This window comes from Parasphingorhabdus marina DSM 22363 (assembly GCF_900128895.1).
Taxonomy (GTDB): domain Bacteria; phylum Pseudomonadota; class Alphaproteobacteria; order Sphingomonadales; family Sphingomonadaceae; genus Parasphingorhabdus; species Parasphingorhabdus marina.
Window position 1 is genome coordinate 154,869 of sequence record NZ_FSQW01000002.1, and the last position, 14,763, is coordinate 169,631.

The window sequence follows — 14,763 nt, forward strand, 5'->3', positions numbered from 1 at the left end:
TTAATTCTGCTATTCGATCAAAAAACGCAGGAGAGAATCAATGCATGATCTGATCATTAGAGGCGGCACTATCGTGGATGGTACCGGCGGCGAACCCTTTGTCGGTGACGTGGCCATTGATGGTGACAGGGTCACAATGGTCGGAACGGTGGATGCCGAAGCACGCGAAGAGATTGACGCGACTGGCAAATTTGTCACGCCCGGTTTCGTCGATGTGCACACCCATTATGACGGTCAGGCAACCTGGGACGATGAAATGGCACCCTCCAGCTGGCATGGTGTGACGACGGTGGTCATGGGCAATTGCGGGGTCGGTTTTGCTCCGGCCAAACCGGACCGGCACGACTGGCTGATCGGCCTGATGGAAGGTGTGGAAGATATTCCTGGAACCGCTCTCGCCGAGGGGATGAGCTGGAACTGGGAAACCTTCCCGGAATATCTCGACGAACTGGAAAAAATGCCGCGGACGGTTGATGTGGCCACCCATGTTCCGCATGGTGCCGTGCGCGCTTATGTCTTGGGCGACCGGGAACAGCCCGGCGCGGTGCCAACCGTGGAAGACGTCCGGAAGATGGCCGATATCGTCGAAGAAGGCGTCCGGGCCGGGGCTCTGGGTTTTTCGACCAGCCGTACCGTTTTGCACCGTTCTGTAGATGGTGAACTGGTCCCCGGCACAACAGCGACCAAGGACGAACTGATCGAGCTGGGCCGGGCGATGGGACGCGTCGGCTATGGCGTGTTTGAGATGGCCAGTGACCTTAACCGGGAATGGGATGAATTTGGCTGGATGGGCGATCTCAGCCGCGAGACCGGCTTGCCGGTGACCTTTGCCGCGCTGCAATCCATCGCCAAGGATCAACCTCTCGAAGAACAGATTTCCAATATGCGCGCCGAAAATGACAATGGCGCCAATATTGTTGCCCAGATCGCTCTGCGCGGGAATGGCATCATCATGGCCTGGCAGGGCACGGTTCATCCCTTTGTCCGGAAACCGAGCTGGGAATCGATTGCCGAACTGCCCTGGGATGAGCAACTTGCCCATCTCAAGGATCCGGAGTTCAAGGCGAAGCTGCTTGCGGAAGCCAGCTTGCCGGCGGAGAATGTTGACATGGCCCCGGTGCAGTTCATTGTCACCGATGGCTGGGCCATGCAATATCAGATGGATGATGGCTTCAACTATGAACCGACGGCAGAAGAAAGTATCAACAGCCGGGCCAATGCCCAGAGTGTCACGCCCGCGGAATATGCCTATGACTTGCTGATGCAGGACGAGGGCAAGGGCCTGATCTATCTGCCTATTCTGAATTATATCGACGGAAATCTGGACTTCCTGCATCCGCTCCAGCATGCGGATGACACGGTCAACAGCCTGTCCGACGGTGGCGCGCATTGCGGAACTATCTGCGATGCGGCAAGCCCGACCTTCATGCTCGAGCATTGGGTCAAGAATCGGGAGCGCGGGACGATCAGCATCGAAAATGCAATCAAGCGCCAGTGCCTTGATACGGCCCGGCTCTATGGCCTGAATGATCGTGGTGTGCTGCAGCCGGGTTATCTTGCGGACGTCAATATCATCGATATGGACCGGATCAAGCTGGGCAAACCCTGGCTGGCCTTCGACCTCCCGGCTGGCGGCAAGCGTTTGCTGCAAAAAGCGGATGGCTACGACTATACGGTCAAGTCCGGGCAGGTGACCTTCAAGGGTGGGGTCGTTACCGACAAGCGCCCTGGCGGGCTTATCCGTGGCCCACAGGCCGTCGAAATGCTGGAAGCTGCGGAGTAGCTGATGTTCACAGGTTTCGGCCTTCTAAGGCTCGCTTACCTGGCAAATATCATCATTCTGGTTCCGATTTGCTGGGGGATGTTTTTCGGCAGTGGCGTGGGCGGTGTGTTTGAGAACAAAGTGGAAGAATCCGCGGGTTTACGCCTGCTTGTCGGCAGTTTGTGGTGTGCCATATTGGCGGCCTCTTTTGCCGGCCTGTTTGCGCCGCGTTTTTTCGCGCCGGTCGTGCTCGTTCAGATTGTCTACAAGAGTCTTTGGATGTTCGCCTTTGTCCTGCCGCTGGTCATCGCTGGAAAATCGGACGAAGTTCCCTGGGGTATTGCGTCGACTTTCATCGTCATTGTGCTGAGCTATCCCGTGTTGTTCTGGTTTTCGGCAGTCGGTCGAACAACATAAGCGACGGGAGGCGATCCTGTCAGGATCACCTCCCGCAACAGATCAAAAGGCTTTTTGCCAACCGATTGTCAGCATCCAGTCCCCCGGCATTTGCGGGCCGTTGAGATTTTGATAAATCGGCGCGCCGACTTCGAGCGCAAAACGGTGCCCCGCAAGGGCTCCATGCGTAACCACCGTATTGATACCGGCGATGAGATCGACCCGGTCTCCACCCTGAAAATCAGGATTGGCGGTCTGGACCGGGCCCATGATCATCGGATCAATGCCGTCCACCCAACCCATCGTCCGCGCTTTCACACGGCCGGAAAGGCTAACGCCCTGTGCGGCCAGATAGCTGATCCAGGCGGTCGCTTCGTGGATGTCACCGAAGCTGTACCCCTGATCATTGGTCCCGGTCCGGATTGTGCCAGAATATTGCGCGCCATAGCCCAGCTTGCTGGCCCAGCCCTTAAAAGTAACCGCCGGCTTGAGATCCCATGTGCCCGAACCGATTTGCATCATGTAAGGCACCCGCACCGTTGGATTGCCACCCATCGGTGTCAGGATATCGTCGGTTTTGGTGGTTGAACCGGTGGGAATGGAGATCGCGGCGCGGATGTTCAGCTCTTGCTGATTGTCAGCCTTGCGGTCGGCCACGCCCAGCACCGGGAAAATACCGCCGACTGTTATGTCGCCAAAGCCTTCCGGACTGGTCCGGAATTCGCCCAGTTCTGTCGTTCCCATGCCACCGGCAAAGGTCACATGGTCCATTTCCTTCTGGATGTAACTACCCATAGCAACCAGCGTGACCCAGTCTGTTGGGGCATACATGGCCCCGACCATGGTCATGTCGGTACGCATCGAAGTCGGCACGATACGCAGAGTGGGTGGCTGTCCGGGGGCACCGAAAAAACGGTTGGGGATGGTTGTCACAATGTCATTGGCGGAAATCTGATCTGTATCCACCTGAGCACCGGACATTTCCATATGCATGTGGCGGACCGAGAACATGACCTCTCCCTTTTTGTGGGCATGGTCGGCCATGACCCCGATAGGTGCATGATCATCCGCGCGGACATCATGGGCCAGCACAGGTGTGGCAATTGCGCAGGCGGCGACAAGCGCACCTGCAGAAGCAAGGTTTTTCATGAGTTATTCCTGTATCAGTCTGATATTGGCAGGCGCTGATGCGCCCTGTGAGCAAAATGGTCAGACCAGGGCAGGAGGTCCCGTTGCGGGCGGAATACTGAGGCGATTGCGAACCGCAAAATGCCGGCGTCTTTCGGGCTCATGAGGAGTGATTACGAGGCTGGCATCCGATGCATCCGGACCGGAGGTATCCAGCCCGGCGCCTGCAGCTCCGGCATAGGTACAGGTCGAATTCTCCATATCCGATTGGTCGTGATCACCATGTCCGCTGGCATGTTGGGAATGGTCCACACCTTCGGCATGATCCGTATGGGCGCTATCTTGCAGGGGGACTTCAGGTCCATATCCCGAACACAGGACAATGGCAAAGCCCTGTTCGGTGTGCATCGGCATGAAGCCCTGCGGTGTCCACGCACCGAAGAACAGGGCAAGCAGCGCGAGAAGCGGTGTTGCCAAACGGGTTCTCAGGAACCAGAAAAGATCGGTTTTTCGGATCATGCGCTTGTCCGGCGCTATATTGTTCCGGTTAAGAAATGGCTAGTGAAAAACCGGTGACCCCGAACGAAATTCAGACCCGCATCGGCATCAGCACGTAGAGTGCAGCCGACTTGTCATCCTCGCGGATCAGTGTCGGCGCACTGGCATCGGCCAGGTGCAGTTCGACATTGTCGCCTTCAATCTCGCTCAGAATGTCCAGCAGATAGCGGGAATTAAACCCGATTTCGAAACCATCCTCCTTGTAAGCTCCCGGTACATCTTCCGATGCGGTGCCATTTTCCGGAGAGGTGACGGACAGCGTGATCTTGTCATCGCCCAGCGCCATTTTGACAGCGCGGGTTTTCTCGGTCGCAATGGTCGAAACGCGATCTACGCCCTGGGCAAAGCTTTTCGGGTCGATTTTCAGGATCTTGTCATTCCCGGTGGGGATCACACGGGTGTAGTCCGGGAAGGTGCCGTCGATCAGCTTGCTGGTCAGGATTGCGGTTCCGAGCGTGAACCGGATTTTGCTGGCTGACAGGTCAATCTGGACCGCCGCTTCGCCATTTTCATCGAGCAATTTGCGCAGTTCGTTGACACATTTGCGCGGCACGATGACGTCCGGCATGCCTTCGGCACCGGCAGGACGGGGCAAGGTGACCCGGGCAAGGCGGTGACCGTCGGTGGCCGCCGCTTTCAGTACCGGCGTTTCCTCATCCTGCACATGGAGGAAAATACCATTGAGATAGTAACGCGTTTCTTCGGTTGAGATCGCAAATTTGGTCTTGTCGATTATCTGGATCAGGGAAGCTGCGGGCAATTCGAAACTTGTTGGCAGATCGCCCTCTGCAATGATGGGAAAATCATCGCGCGGGAGTGTTTGCAAGTTGAAGCGTGCACGACCGGCATTCACTTTCATTTTGCCGTCCGCGGCATCCAGTTCGACCTGGGCACCATCCGGCAATTTTCGGGCGATATCGAACAAGGTATGTGCTGACACCGTTATCGAGCCAGCGGTGTCCACCTGGGCTTCAACGGTCTCGACAACCTGAAGGTCGAGATCGGTGGCCATCAGCTTGATGCCGCCGGAATCACTGGCTTCAATCAGCACATTGGACAAAATCGGAATGGTGTTGCGCCGCTCTACCACAGACTGGACGTGGCCCAGGCTCTTCAGCAATGCTGCTCTTTCAATGGTGGCTTTCATTTATCGTCCTTTGATCTGATGCTTGTGTGGGAAACACGAGCGCAAAACAGAATCCGTACAAATCACGGGGAGTTCATGGCTTCATTAACAATATCGCACACAAGGGCAAGCCCGATGGGGCGCTGATCAGTCATATCACGGTGAAAATCTGTGGAAAAAACCCGTGACCCGGTTAAAGCTTGTCACATGGCGGCCAAATCGGCCCGATCTCGAAGGAAAAAGCCCCTTTTATGAGCATTTTGGATTCCAACGGTCATCGCCTTTTCATTGCGCGGCACGGCGAAACCATTTTCAATCTGGCAGGGCGTATTCAGGGTGAACATGCCCATACTCCACTTACCCTGAACGGGTTTGCGCAGGCCGATGAAATGGGGCGCGCTCTGGCGATCCGGTTGCCGCAAGACACACCTCTGGATCTGATTGCTTCGGATACGGGCCGGGCGCTGCAGACCCTGGCGATTGTTGCTCAGCATGTCGGAGCGGACTGGCATCAGGTGAAGCAGGACGCCAGGCTGCGCGAAATCGACATGGGGGAATGGGGTGGTGTCTATTATCGTGAACTGGACGGAAAGCTGGAAATTGACCGGGAGGAGATGCTGTTTGCAACGGTTGCTCCTGGGGGAGAGAGCTATGCCGATGTTGCATCGCGCCTGAAACACTGGATCGCCGATCAGAGGCTGGAACGAGATACCGTCCTGATCAGTCATGGCATGACCACCCGTGTGTTGCGCGGATTATTGAGTGATTTGACGCCTCATGCGCGATTTGGCGTGCCCATTGCCGAGGGGTTGCCGCAAGGCTCCATGGTTGAATTTCGTGACGGGGCCGAAACTGTCATCCATCGTGGCGGCGGGGAAGGGGAGAAGGCGTGAAAATTGCCGGTATATCGGTCTGTATTTTCTTGGTGCTTGTTCCTGGGCCTGGCTGGGCGAAGGATTCGCTGGGCGTTTTTAACAATTGGGGGGCATTTCGCGATCCAGATGTTCCGCGCTGCTATGCCATTGCCGAATCCGAAGAGATAACCGGCAAGGCGTCCCGGAAGTCCTATGCTTCGGTAGGTTTCTGGCCCGGACGCGGGATACGGGCGCAGTTTCATGTCAGGCTGAGCCGCGACCGTTCCACCAACAGCCGCGTCATGGTCAGCATTGCCGGTCGCCGCTTCCAGCTAACGGCGAATCGTTCGGATGGCTGGTCGCAGGATCGGCGAATGGATGCGGCCATTATCGCTGCCTTGCGGTCGGCAAAGAGCATGAGTGTGGAAAGCGTTGGACGTGATGGAAAACCGATCGTGGATGCGTATTTGCTCAGAGGAGCCGCGACCGCGATAGATGCGGCATCCTTGGGTTGCTCACGGTTGTCACGTTCCTCGGCAGAATAGGATTCTAACGATAATCTGAAGGCCGTGTACAAGCTTTACCGGCCTAAACCCGGTATTCTTCCGGCAGGAATAGCCCCGATGATCCGGTGCTAATGGATCTGCTAGGTAGACTGTTTTGGAGAAACAACCAAGGCGCGAGTTGCGGCAGCACCGCTTGTTCAAGGTTGAAGTCACCGCCGAAGGCCGCAAAAAGTTCAATGCGATTGTAAGGAACATTTCCACACACGGTTTGCGAGCAAGAGGCGAAATTCCTGTTGGAGACAATCGGGTTCAACCTGGTCAACCGCTCAAGATTCAGAAGCACGGCTTTGATGCCGTTTCTGGAACGGTGCGATGGAATTCGGGCCAGGAATTTGGTGTGGAATTTGATCAGGAGATCGATGTCGAGCAATTCAGTTTCGGGGATCGCAATACCGAGGGGTTGCTTAAACCGAAAGACGAAACAGTTACGGTTCGACGCAGTTTGGATCCCCAAATCGTGGTCAAAAGGCCGGGCTTTTCTCGCCGAATAAAGCGATAATTTTTCCCTTATATCGGTTCATCAATACATCCGTCGGATGATTAAGGGACTGAATTCCCTCCAGGAAATTGAACCTGGATCAAATCCCGCTTCATCGTAACGAAAAAGCTAAAATACCTCAGGTTTTGGCCGTTCTTTATAGTGGAAAACTGGTTAATGGCGGGATTGCATGCGCAGGGAGACAGGAACAGGACCAAAACCGGACGACCCTGAGGCACAGAATGTGTTTCGGGAACCGCGTTTGCGTAAACTTGTCAAAATCGAGATCCTTCGGGATGGTCGAGGCCCGGTAGATGCGTTTGTGCGCAATCTCTCTTCATTCGGCCTTTGCGCAAGGTCCGCAGAGATTCCTGTCTCTGGAGAAACGATCTCCATTCGAAAAGAAGGATTTGGTGAATTGCGGGCAACGGTTCGCTGGACCAGTGCAACGGAATTTGGGGTGCAGTTCGCAGAACGTATCAATGTCGATAATTTCAATTTTGGTCAGCAAAACAAGGATGGCCATTTTGTGCGGGAAATCGATAACGGGCACGTCTGGAAAGGCTTCAAACATGAGGTTTCCACCAGAAGGCCGGGGTTGCGCTCGTCCTGAGCCTTGACCCGGCAAACAACCGGGCTGGCTTTTGCATAAAACCGCTCCTATATCGCTGCCATGCAAATCCCTGGCCATATCGACCCCGTTCCTTTGCCTGCAAAGGTGACACCGCGTGAAGACGGTCGGGCAGACCTGATCGGTCTGAGCCAGCCGGAAATTCAGGACCTGCTTGGCGAGGCAGGACAGGATCCCAGACAGGCGAAACTGCGTTCCAAGCAATTGTTTCACTGGATATATCACCGCGGCATCGTCGATTTTCACCAGATGACAGATCTCGGCAAGGCCCTGCGCCAATGGATGGACGAACGATTTGTCGTCGGACGGCCGGAAATAGTCGAGGCCCACGTATCCAGTGATGGTACCCGAAAATGGCTTTTGCGGTCGGCAGATGGCCAGGATTATGAAATGGTCTTCATTCCTGATGCCGATCGCGGCACGCTGTGTATATCCAGCCAGGTCGGTTGCACGCTCAATTGCCGGTTCTGTCATACCGGAACGATGCGGCTGGTCCGCAATCTGACCCCCGGCGAGATTGTCGGTCAGGTGATGCTGGCTCGCGATGCCCTCGGAGAATGGCCCAAGGGCGCCATGGATGCGCTCGATGACGAGGAAAGCGCGACGGCTTATGAAAGCGATGGTCGGCTGCTCACCAATATCGTCCTGATGGGAATGGGTGAACCGCTCTATAATTTCGACAATGTCCGCGATGCTATGAAGGTTGTGATGGACGGGGCCGGTCTGGCGTTGTCACGGCGCCGGATTACTCTGTCGACCAGTGGTGTTGTGCCGATGATTGCGCGCGCCGGCGAGGAGATTAACGTCAACCTGGCGATCTCGCTGCACGCGGTAAACAAGGAAACGCGTGACGAAATCGTCCCGCTCAACCGGAAATATTCGATTGAGGAACTGCTCCAGGCCTGTGCCGATTATCCTGGCGCCAGCAATGCCCGGCGGATCACGTTTGAATATGTGATGCTGAAAGACAAGAATGACAGCGATGAGGATGCTCGCGAACTGGTGAATTTGCTCCGGCAATATGACTTGCCGGCGAAGGTCAATCTGATCCCGTTCAACCCCTGGCCAGGTTCGGAATATGAGTGCTCGGAACCCGAGCGAATCAAGGCCTTTTCGAAAATTATATTTGACGCCGGAATCAGTGCTCCCATTCGCACGCCACGAGGCCGGGACATCATGGCTGCCTGCGGTCAGCTCAAGTCCGCCAGTGAAAAGAAAAGCCGCGCGGAACTGGACCGGCTGGCTGAGGAAAAGCAGGCTGCGCTCGGCTGAGCTATGTCCCGACAGTAGCAATAACGTCAATCTCCACCATCAGTTCGGGAAGCGCCAGCGACCGGACCTCGACAATCGTGTCGGCGGGCCATGGTTCCGTGAAATAGGTCTGACGCGCTTCCACGATTTTCGGGAAATTTGCCATATCGGTCAGATAGATGGTGACCTTGACGATCTGCTCCCGGCTGCTGCCACCGGCAGCCAGTACGCGGTCAATATTGGCAAAGGTTTGGGCTACCTGCTTGTCAAAATCATCCGGTCCGACAATCGTGCCACTTTCGTCAATGGCGGCCTGACCGGACAGAAAAAGCAGATCTCCAACCCGCCATCCAGGTGAAATCGCATAGGGCGCGAGCGGATCAGGATCGAGCGTGATGACCCTTTTATCGAACATGGCTTCTCCAGTGGTTTGGAGCTTTGGTTTAACGCAGTCTTGCCGATTTGCTCCCAACTTGCAACGGGCAGGAAACTTCCGTCCAGAAAATGGAGAAGGTCTATGTGTCACTCTTTTGACACAAGGTGAGATAATTCGTCATTGCATCCAGAAAATACATATCAATGAATTGAACAAGAAAGCATTCGCCTTCATTGGGGGATGAATTCCAATTCATGCTACTTCAACTTCGATCGTCTTTGAATTTTTTGAAAGAACAAATAATGAAAAAACTTATTCTAGCCGCTTTTGCTGCCGGAGGGATTGTTGCAACACCTGCGATCGCGGGGGAAAAGGACAATTTTTCCGGCTTTAAAGGCGCTGCCTTGATTGGCTATGACAACGGCGACTTTGGTGCAATTGTCACCTTGGACGGAGTGAGTAATGATTACAATAATGCCGAAGGCGCGGTATTTGGCTTGAGTGCCGGATATGATCGCCAGTCAGGCGGTATTGTCTATGGCATCGAGCTCGAAGCTCTGGATTCTGCCGCCGATGTCGATGATCGGTTTCTTGGCGAAATAAAACTCGGCAGAGATCTCTATGCGGGTGGACGTTTGGGATATGCCATCAGCAGCCGTACCCTGATTTATGCGAAAGCCGGCTATGCGAACACGCGATTGCGTACCGTTGGTTTCCGGAGTATCGGGCTCGACGGGTTTCGGGTTGGCGGAGGCGCTGAACATCGGCTCGGCAAAAAACTGTTTTTGCGCGCGGAATATCGGTTCTCGGAATATGATCGCGGCTTTCGGCGGAACCAGGCGATCGCAGGTGTGGGGCTCCTTTTTTAAAGGGCTCTTTTCAAACCAATGGCGGAAGGTGACTCGGCGACATTTACCGCGGCTTAGTGCACGCGATTTAATCGTCTCCGGCGTAATTTGGACGTCCTGAAACATTGAAGGCCAGGTAATTGTAACCTTGTCGTTTCAAAATTCGAATAACCGCCTAAGATGCAATTCATGCCTCAACCAGACCGGAGTGATCGGAAGATTCGGCACCGCCTGACAACCCGCATATGGCACTGGGTGAATGCACTGTGCCTGCTGGTGCTGATCATGAGCGGCCTTACTATCTTCAATGCCCATCCGCGGCTGTACTGGGGAGAATATGGCGCAAATGACGATTATGCCTGGGCGGCAGTCGGTTCGTCGCAAACCATTGGCTATGTCCGCTTTGGAGAAACCAGGTTCGATACGACTGGCTATATCGGCAACTGGGAAGATCGAAATGGCAATATCCAGACCTGGGCCTTTCCCGACTGGGCAACGATACCGTCTTCTTATAGTCTGGCAGACGGGCGTCGTTGGCATCTGTTTTTCGCCTGGATTTTCAGTTTCGGGCTGGCCTTCTTCATGATCCGCTCGCTCTGGAACCGGCACATTCAGCGCGATCTGCATTTGCGCCGCAAAGACTGGCATCCCTCAGCGATCTGGGCAGATATTCGTAATCATGCCCGGTTGCGCTTCCATGCGGGACAACGTGAAGGTAGCTATAATATCCTCCAGCGGTTGAGCTATATCGGCGTGATTTTTGTCGTTCTGCCGCTCATGATATTTACCGGGCTCGCCATGTCCCCGGCGATGGACGCCAACTGGCCCTGGCTGACCGACATTTTTGGCGGCCGGCAATCGGCCCGTTCAATCCATTTTATCGGCATGGCGCTGTTGATACTGTTTTTCCTGGTGCACATGATTACGCTGCTGCTGGCTGGTCCGTGGCGACTGACGCGCAGTATGATTACTGGTCGGGATAGCAAGGAGGCCATGAATGACTAAATTGCTGACACGCAGAACCATCCTGGGCGGCGCGGCCCTCGGCGCGGGTGGGTTGCTCAGCGGCTGTGACGCCCTGAACCGCAGCCCGGCTTTCCAGAACTTGCTGGCGACAGCGGAAACCGGGAATTTCCATGTCCAGCGTGCGCTGGGCGACCGTATGGAACTGGCGAGTGAATATACCATCGCCGATCTGTCTCCCACGTTCCGGGCCAACGGGACCCGCAATCCGGATACGCAAAACTACAATGCCAGCGCCGCCAATGGTTTCTCCGACTGGCAATTGCGTCTTTTCGGGCTGGTCAACAAACCGCAATCCTTTTCTTTCGCCGCGCTGCAGTCCATGCCGCAACGCACGCAAATCACCCGGCATGACTGTGTCGAGGGCTGGAGCGCGATCGGACAATGGACCGGAGTGCCGCTCAAATTGCTGCTTGATCTCGCCCAGTTGCGCGACACCGCCAATTTCCTGATCTTCCATTGCGCGGACAGCCTGGGCGGACGCCCCTATTATGAAAGTACGGATCTGCTGGATGCCTTTCATCCCCAGACGATCATTGCCCACCGGCTGAACGGGGAGTTGCTGCCAATCGAGAATGGCGCGCCCTTGCGCCTGCGGGTGGAACGGCAACTGGGATACAAGCATGCCAAATATCTGACCGGAATCGAAGCCGTCGCCTCGCTGGATGGTATTGGCGAGGGCAAGGGCGGTTATTGGGAAGATGTCGCCAATTACGAATGGTATGCGGGCATCTGATGGCTGCAAAACCAGTTTTTGAAGGAACATATGCATGTCCATATTAGGCCAGTTTCTGGGAAGCGTGATCAAGCAGGGCACCATTGCGGTGCATCACCCTGACGGGTCTGTCGAGCAGTTCGGAAGCGCCGCTGATGGCTATCCCGATGTCGCGGTCCGTCTGGCGGACAAGGGGGTCATGCGCCAGATCCTGCTCGACCCCCGGCTGGGAGCGGCAGAGGCATTCATGGATGGGCGTCTGATTCTGGAAAAGGGCGACATCATGGCGCTGATCCAGCTGCTGCGGGCCAATCGCAAATGGGAGCGTGGCGGCCGGCTGAAAGAGCCGGGTCCGGTCAAACTGATCAAGGACCGCATTGCGGGGAGGCTCGATGGCCTCAACAATCAGCGCCGGTCGAAGGCCAATGTGGCCCATCACTATGATCTCAGCCGGGACTTGTACGAGCTTTTTCTTGATGAGGACATGCAATATAGCTGTGCTTACTGGACAAGCCCGGACAATACGCTGGAACAGGCGCAGCTCGATAAAAAAGCCCATATCGCAGCCAAGCTGGATCTGCATGCAGGTCAGAAAGTGCTGGATATCGGGTGTGGCTGGGGCGGGACCGCTCTCTACCTGAATCGCAAGTTTGATGTTGAGGTGCTTGGGATTACGCTGTCGGAGGAACAGCTCGCCGTCGCGCAGGAGCGCGCCGAAAAAGCTGGTGTATCAGACAGAGTAAAATTTGAACTGATCGACTATCGGGATCTGGCGGAGCGCGATGCCGGACATTTTGACCGGATCGTTTCCATCGGAATGTTCGAGCATGTCGGGGCACCCAATTTTCCGACTTTCTTTCGCAGCGCCGCCAATCTGATGACGGATGACGGGGTGATGCTCCTTCACACAATCGGGCGTATGGGGAAACCCGGCACCACCGACGCCTTTACCCGCAAATATATCTTCCCAGGGGGGTATATTCCGGCGCTCAGTGAAACACTGGAGGCCAGCGAACCTTACCGCCTGATTGCAACAGACATCGAAACCCTGCGGCTGCATTACGCCCTGACCTTGCGCGAATGGTACAAGCGAACCCAGGCGAACAGGGAAAAGATCATCGCCATGTATGACGAGCGGTTCTATCGCATGTGGACATTCTATCTGGCCGGCGCGACGGCTGCTTTTGAAAGTGGCGGAATGTGCAACTATCAGATCCAGTTCAGCCGCAACCGGCACAGTTTGCCGCTGACCCGCGACTATCTGGGCGAGGTCGAACAGAAGTTGCGCGAATAGTCAGACCGGATATTTCTCGTCCATCGCGGCCTTGTCGAAGGCAATCAGTTCTTCAAGAACATCCAGATCGACCTTCTTGAGCTGGGTGACATAAAGGCAGGATTTTCCGCGTTTGTGCGGGCCCAGTTTGTCCAGAAGTTCGGTCTGTTTGGCCTTGTTTTTGGCTTCGCTGGTACAGCTGAGCACGTACAGGCTCATATTCTGTTTGCGCGGGCTGAAGCCAGACCTGCACATGTCGCCTTCGCGGCCGGTTTCATATTTGTAATGATAGCTGCCAAAACCAATGATGCTGCCGCCCCACATTTTGGGCTCGTAGCCTGTAATCCGCGTAAACATTTCGAGCAGCGTTTTTGCGTCTTCGCGGCGACCATCATGTTCCACGCTGTCGATAAAGGCACCTACGTCCCCATCATTTTCAACTGTCTTGTTTTGCGCCTGGGCCATCAGATTCTCCTCCCGGAGCGTGCATATCATATTGCGCCGGATTTTGGACCCTGTTAGGCGCAGCGCTTCATTCAGCGAAAGACAAACAGATGAACGATTCCGTAAAGCGCGTGGTTTTGGCTTTTTCCGGCGGACTGGATACCAGTGTTATCCTGAAATGGCTGCAGCAGGAATATCAGTGCGAAGTCGTAACATTTACTGCGGACCTGGGGCAGGGGGAAGAGCTCGAGCCAGCCCGCAAGACCGCAGAGCTTCTGGGGGTCAAACCCGAACATATCTTCATCGATGATCTGCGCGAAGAATTTGTAAAAGACTATGTCTTTCCAATGATGCGCGCCAATGCGCTGTATGAGGGCCTCTACCTGCTCGGCACCTCGATTGCCCGGCCGTTGATTTCCAAACGACAGATCGAGATTGCCACCCAGACCGGCGCCGATGCGGTGGCGCATGGTGCGACCGGCAAGGGGAATGACCAGATCCGCTTCGAACTGGGCTATTACGGGCTGAACCCGGACGTGAAGGTTATCGCCCCGTGGCGCGAATGGGACCTCACCAGCCGGACGCGACTCATCGAATTTGCCGAGAAGAACCAGATTCCCGTTCCCAAGGACAAGCGCGGCGAGGCGCCGTTTTCAACTGATGCCAATATGCTGCATACCTCTTCCGAGGGTAAAATTCTCGAGGACCCCTGGGAAGAGGTGCCGGACTATGTCTACAGCCGGACAAACAATCCCGAGGATGCACCAGATACGCCGGAATATATCACGATCGATTTCGAACGGGGAGATGGCGTCGCGATCAACGGTGAGGCGATGAGTCCGGCCACTTTGCTGGAGAAGCTGAACGATTATGGCCGCGAGCACGGCATTGGCCGCCTCGATCTGGTGGAGAACCGGTTTGTAGGCATGAAATCCCGCGGCATGTACGAAACCCCTGGCGGGACTATCTATCACACAGCGCATCGCGGAATCGAACAGCTGACGCTCGACAGCGGGGCGGCCCACATGAAGGATGAACTGGCCCCGCGCTATGCCGAGCTGGTCTATAACGGCTTCTGGTTCGCCCCCGAGCGGGAGATGTTGCAGGCCGCCATCGACAAGAGCCAGGAGCGGGTGACCGGGACGGTGCGGCTGAAACTGTACAAGGGTTCGGTCAATGTCGTGGGCCGCAAGGCGGACGTCGACTTCAACCTGTATAGCGAAGATGTGGTGACATTCGAGGATGACGCCGGCGCCTATGATCAGAAAGATGCCGAAGGCTTTATCAAGCTGAATGCCCTGCGGCTGCGGCTGCTCGGCAAGCGCCGGGGCTAG

At 55.6% G+C, this 14,763-nt stretch carries 17 protein-coding genes; 12 read left to right on the top strand and 5 right to left on the bottom strand.

Annotated features, from left to right (window positions below; genetic code table 11):
* Positions 1-40 precede the first annotated feature (40 nt).
* Both BUQ90_RS10295 and BUQ90_RS10300 read left to right on the top strand, forming a co-directional pair.
* Positions 41-1,783, top strand: a complete 1,743-nt coding sequence (locus BUQ90_RS10295; protein ID WP_074205147.1) for an N-acyl-D-amino-acid deacylase family protein — start codon at positions 41-43, stop codon at positions 1,781-1,783.
* 3 nt (positions 1,784-1,786) lie between these two features.
* A complete protein-coding gene (locus tag BUQ90_RS10300; protein WP_074205148.1) occupies positions 1,787-2,179 on the top strand; it encodes a hypothetical protein in 393 nt (130 codons plus the stop codon).
* Positions 2,180-2,221: 42 nt separating this feature from the next.
* Here BUQ90_RS10300 and BUQ90_RS10305 read toward each other — a convergent pair whose 3' ends face one another.
* The 3 genes from BUQ90_RS10305 to dnaN all read right to left on the bottom strand — a co-directional run bounded on the left by BUQ90_RS10305 (position 2,222) and on the right by dnaN (position 4,991).
* Complete coding sequence (locus BUQ90_RS10305; RefSeq protein WP_074205149.1) at positions 2,222-3,307, bottom strand: alpha-amylase; 1,086 nt, start codon at positions 3,305-3,307, stop codon at positions 2,222-2,224.
* A gap of 60 nt (positions 3,308-3,367) precedes the next feature.
* On the bottom strand, positions 3,368-3,805 hold the full coding sequence (locus BUQ90_RS10310) for a DUF2946 family protein (RefSeq protein ID WP_074205150.1): 438 nt from the start codon (positions 3,803-3,805) through the stop codon (positions 3,368-3,370).
* A gap of 70 nt (positions 3,806-3,875) precedes the next feature.
* Positions 3,876-4,991: a DNA polymerase III subunit beta gene (dnaN, locus tag BUQ90_RS10315; protein ID WP_074205151.1), complete on the bottom strand. Its 1,116-nt coding sequence runs from the start codon at positions 4,989-4,991 to the stop codon at positions 3,876-3,878.
* A gap of 230 nt (positions 4,992-5,221) precedes the next feature.
* Here dnaN and BUQ90_RS10320 point away from each other — a divergent pair, with 230 nt between their 5' ends.
* From BUQ90_RS10320 to rlmN, 5 genes are all read left to right on the top strand, one after another.
* Positions 5,222-5,863: a histidine phosphatase family protein gene (locus BUQ90_RS10320; RefSeq protein WP_074206343.1), complete on the top strand. Its 642-nt coding sequence runs from the start codon at positions 5,222-5,224 to the stop codon at positions 5,861-5,863.
* Positions 5,860-6,369, top strand: coding sequence for an invasion associated locus B family protein (locus tag BUQ90_RS10325; RefSeq protein WP_338044529.1), 510 nt, complete (start codon positions 5,860-5,862; stop codon positions 6,367-6,369). Before BUQ90_RS10320 ends, BUQ90_RS10325 begins: the two co-directional genes overlap by 4 nt.
* Positions 6,370-6,484: 115 nt before the next feature.
* A complete protein-coding gene (locus BUQ90_RS10330) occupies positions 6,485-6,889 on the top strand; it encodes a PilZ domain-containing protein (RefSeq protein WP_084192664.1) in 405 nt (134 codons plus the stop codon).
* Between the two features lie 223 nt (positions 6,890-7,112).
* Positions 7,113-7,481 (top strand): PilZ domain-containing protein, encoded by a 369-nt coding sequence (locus BUQ90_RS10335; protein WP_159437090.1) that lies wholly within the window; start codon positions 7,113-7,115, stop codon positions 7,479-7,481.
* Positions 7,482-7,541: 60 nt separating this feature from the next.
* Positions 7,542-8,771, top strand: coding sequence for a dual-specificity RNA methyltransferase RlmN (gene rlmN / locus BUQ90_RS10340; RefSeq protein WP_074205154.1), 1,230 nt, complete (start codon positions 7,542-7,544; stop codon positions 8,769-8,771).
* A 1-nt stretch (position 8,772) separates the two neighbouring features.
* Here rlmN and BUQ90_RS10345 read toward each other — a convergent pair whose 3' ends face one another.
* Positions 8,773-9,165, bottom strand: a complete 393-nt coding sequence (locus tag BUQ90_RS10345; protein WP_074205155.1) for a RidA family protein — start codon at positions 9,163-9,165, stop codon at positions 8,773-8,775.
* Positions 9,166-9,359: 194 nt separating this feature from the next.
* Here BUQ90_RS10345 and BUQ90_RS10350 point away from each other — a divergent pair, with 194 nt between their 5' ends.
* From BUQ90_RS10350 to BUQ90_RS10365, 4 genes are all read left to right on the top strand, one after another.
* Positions 9,360-9,995: an outer membrane protein gene (locus tag BUQ90_RS10350; protein ID WP_084192665.1), complete on the top strand. Its 636-nt coding sequence runs from the start codon at positions 9,360-9,362 to the stop codon at positions 9,993-9,995.
* A 168-nt stretch (positions 9,996-10,163) separates the two neighbouring features.
* A complete protein-coding gene (locus tag BUQ90_RS10355; RefSeq protein WP_239447412.1) occupies positions 10,164-10,979 on the top strand; it encodes a cytochrome b/b6 domain-containing protein in 816 nt (271 codons plus the stop codon).
* The gene (locus BUQ90_RS10360; protein ID WP_074205158.1) at positions 10,972-11,733 is read left to right on the top strand and encodes a molybdopterin-dependent oxidoreductase; all 762 of its coding nucleotides are present in this window, start codon (positions 10,972-10,974) and stop codon (positions 11,731-11,733) included. The genes BUQ90_RS10355 and BUQ90_RS10360 overlap by 8 nt, the downstream gene beginning before the upstream one ends.
* Before the next feature lie 34 nt (positions 11,734-11,767).
* Positions 11,768-13,006 carry a class I SAM-dependent methyltransferase gene (locus BUQ90_RS10365; protein WP_074205159.1) on the top strand — a complete coding sequence of 413 codons (1,239 nt, stop codon included), beginning with the start codon at positions 11,768-11,770 and terminating at the stop codon, positions 13,004-13,006.
* On the opposite strand, the gene BUQ90_RS10370 is transcribed toward BUQ90_RS10365, so the two are convergent.
* Positions 13,007-13,450, bottom strand: a complete 444-nt coding sequence (locus BUQ90_RS10370; protein ID WP_074205160.1) for a DUF1801 domain-containing protein — start codon at positions 13,448-13,450, stop codon at positions 13,007-13,009.
* Positions 13,451-13,500: 50 nt separating this feature from the next.
* On the opposite strand from BUQ90_RS10370, the gene BUQ90_RS10375 reads away from it, so the two are divergent.
* Entirely contained in the window at positions 13,501-14,763 is a 1,263-nt protein-coding gene (locus BUQ90_RS10375; protein WP_275425819.1) for an argininosuccinate synthase, read from the top strand.

Coding starts and splice junctions, on each gene's coding strand:
- BUQ90_RS10295 (WP_074205147.1), top strand. CDS start 41: ATGCATGATCTGATCATTAGAGGCGGCACTATCGTGGATGGTACCGGC.
- BUQ90_RS10300 (WP_074205148.1), top strand. CDS start 1,787: ATGTTCACAGGTTTCGGCCTTCTAAGGCTCGCTTACCTGGCAAATATC.
- BUQ90_RS10305 (WP_074205149.1), bottom strand. CDS start 3,307: ATGAAAAACCTTGCTTCTGCAGGTGCGCTTGTCGCCGCCTGCGCAATT.
- BUQ90_RS10310 (WP_074205150.1), bottom strand. CDS start 3,805: ATGATCCGAAAAACCGATCTTTTCTGGTTCCTGAGAACCCGTTTGGCA.
- dnaN (WP_074205151.1), bottom strand. CDS start 4,991: ATGAAAGCCACCATTGAAAGAGCAGCATTGCTGAAGAGCCTGGGCCAC.
- BUQ90_RS10320 (WP_074206343.1), top strand. CDS start 5,222: ATGAGCATTTTGGATTCCAACGGTCATCGCCTTTTCATTGCGCGGCAC.
- rlmN (WP_074205154.1), top strand. CDS start 7,542: ATGCAAATCCCTGGCCATATCGACCCCGTTCCTTTGCCTGCAAAGGTG.
- BUQ90_RS10345 (WP_074205155.1), bottom strand. CDS start 9,165: ATGTTCGATAAAAGGGTCATCACGCTCGATCCTGATCCGCTCGCGCCC.
- BUQ90_RS10355 (WP_239447412.1), top strand. CDS start 10,164: ATGCCTCAACCAGACCGGAGTGATCGGAAGATTCGGCACCGCCTGACA.
- BUQ90_RS10360 (WP_074205158.1), top strand. CDS start 10,972: ATGACTAAATTGCTGACACGCAGAACCATCCTGGGCGGCGCGGCCCTC.
- BUQ90_RS10365 (WP_074205159.1), top strand. CDS start 11,768: ATGTCCATATTAGGCCAGTTTCTGGGAAGCGTGATCAAGCAGGGCACC.
- BUQ90_RS10370 (WP_074205160.1), bottom strand. CDS start 13,450: ATGGCCCAGGCGCAAAACAAGACAGTTGAAAATGATGGGGACGTAGGT.